This is a genomic window from Pacificoceanicola niger, assembly GCF_048553275.1.
Lineage (GTDB): Bacteria > Pseudomonadota > Alphaproteobacteria > Rhodobacterales > Rhodobacteraceae > Pacificoceanicola.
On the sequence record NZ_JBLZMW010000041.1, the window covers coordinates 1 to 2500 of the forward strand.

A 2500-nucleotide genomic window follows, 5' to 3' on the forward strand; every position below is an offset into this window, starting at 1 on the left:
TGGTTGCGGGAGTAGGATTTGAACCTACGACCTTCAGGTTATGAGCCTGACGAGCTACCGGGCTGCTCCATCCCGCGACATTTTTGGCAGTTCCTTGTCAGGTTATGAGCCTGACGAGGCGTTTGTGTTAAGCCAACTCTCGAGGAGAGTTTGTAACAAACGCGGGCTGCTCGATCCCGCGACATTTTTGTTTATTTTCCTGATATTTTTTTAAAGATCAGGACTTTCATCGAAGAGAGATAATTTTGTGGTTTTTACTAGGTTTGGCGGTGACCTACTCTCCCACGTCTTAAGACGCAGTACCATTGGCGCGGTGGCACTTAACGGCCGGGTTCGGAATGGAGCCGGGTGTTTTGCTCACGCTATGACCACCAAACCAAGAAAAAACCACGACACTCTATTGAGTGTGGTCAATCAACCCCGTTTATCGGGCATTTGTCCAAGTTTTTGTATACTGTTTGTGTGTATGCTTTTGACTATCCGTTACAGAGGTTTTTGCCTTGCTGTTACTGGACCAAATCAAGCCTATCGGACCATTAGTACCGGTCAACTGAACATGTTACCATGCTTACATCTCCGGCCTATCGACGTGGTGGTCTTCCACGGTCCTCAGGGATACCTTGTTTTGAGGGGGGCTTCCCGCTTAGATGCCTTCAGCGGTTATCCTGTCCGATCATAGCTACCCTGCACTGCTGCTGGCGCAACAACAGGTCCACCAGTGGATCGTTCACCCCGGTCCTCTCGTACTAGGGGCAACTCCTCTCAAGTATCCTACACCCACGGCAGATAGGGACCGAACTGTCTCACGACGTTCTAAACCCAGCTCACGTACCTCTTTAAATGGCGAACAGCCATACCCTTGGGACCTGCTCCAGCCCCAGGATGAGATGAGCCGACATCGAGGTGCCAAACACTGCCGTCGATATGGACTCTTGGGCAGTATCAGCCTGTTATCCCCGGCGTACCTTTTATCCGTTGAGCGATGGCCCTCCCACTTGGGACCACCGGATCACTATGGCCGACTTTCGTCTCTGCTCGACTTGTCAGTCTCGCAGTCAGGCTGGCTTATGCCATTGCACTCAACGAGCGATTTCCGACCGCTCTGAGCCAACCTTCGCGCGCCTCCGTTACGCTTTAGGAGGCGACCGCCCCAGTCAAACTACCCGCCACGCAGGGTCCCGGATCCGGATAACGGACCGCGGTTAGACATCAAGCAGAACAAGGGTGGTATCTCAAGGATGACTCCACCGGAACTGGCGTTCCGGCTTCAAAGTCTACCACCTATCCTGCACATGTTGTGCCTGATGCCAGTGCGAAGCTGTAGTGAAGGTGCACGGGGTCTTTCCGTCTAACCGCGGGAAGCCTGCATCTTGACAGGCAATTCAATTTCGCTGAGTCGATGTTGGAGACAGCGGGGAAGTCGTTACGCCATTCGTGCAGGTCGGAACTTACCCGACAAGGAATTTCGCTACCTTAGGACCGTTATAGTTACGGCCGCCGTTTACCTGGGCTTCAATTCAGAGCTTGCACCCCTCCTTTTAACCTTCAGGCACCGGGCAGGCGTCAGACCCTATACGTCGTCTTGCGACTTCGCAGAGCCCTGTGTTTTTAGTAAACAGTCGCCACCCCCTGGTTTGTGCCCCCAGCCCCTAGTTGCCTAGGAACCGGGCCTCCTTCTCGCGAACTTACGGAGGTATTTTGCCGAGTTCCTTCAACATCGTTCTCTCAAGCGCCTTGGTATTCTCTACCAGTCCACCTGTGTCGGTTTAGGGTACGATCTCATGATGGAGCTATTTCCAGGGACCCCTCAGCAGCCCATTCAATCCGATAAGGATGAACTACCTCTGAGATCCGTCACTTCCATCTGGCCCAGGAATATTAACCTGGTTCCCATCGACTACGCCTTTCGGCCTCGCCTTAGGGGTCGGCTTACCCTGCTCAGATTAGCTTTAAGCAGGAACCCTTGGACTTTCGGCGAGAGTGTCTCTCACACTCTTTGTCGCTACTCATGTCATCATTCTCGCTAGTGATCTCTCCACCGGATCGCTCACGCGCCGGCTTCACAGAAAGCCTCGCGTCTCCAATGCGGGCAAGCCCGCTAAGGAGACATGAGACTATGTCACACTACGCTCTGCTACCATGCACTATGTGCATCCTAAGCTTCGGCTCATGGCTTGAGCCCCGTTACATCTTCGCCGCAGGACAACTTGTTTAGACCAGTGAGCTGTTACGCTATCTTTAAAGGATGGCTGCTTCTAAGCCAACCTCCTGGTTGTTTTGGTCGTCCCACCTGCTTTCCCACTTAGCCATGAATTGGGGGCCTTAGCTGTAGGTCAGGGTTGTTTCCCTCTCCACTACGGACGTTAGCATCCGCAGTGTGTCTGCCATCTAGTACTCCCGGGTATTCGGAGTTTGGTTAGGATCAGTAAGCCTGTGGGGCCCCATTACCCATCCAGTGCTCTACCCCCCGGGGTATTCGGATGACGCTCTACCTAAATAG

At 53.2% G+C, this 2500-nt stretch carries 1 tRNA gene and 2 rRNA genes (1 of these 3 cut by a window edge); all 3 read right to left on the bottom strand.

Annotation, left to right across the window (positions count from 1 at the left end):
• Nucleotides 1-77: transfer RNA gene (locus tag ACN2XU_RS24010), tRNA-Met, on the bottom strand.
• A 184-nt stretch (nt 78-261) separates the two neighbouring features.
• A 5S ribosomal RNA gene (gene rrf, locus ACN2XU_RS24015) occupies nt 262-376 on the bottom strand.
• A gap of 139 nt (nt 377-515) precedes the next feature.
• Nucleotides 516-2500 (bottom strand): 23S ribosomal RNA (locus ACN2XU_RS24020); it runs 847 nt beyond the window's last position.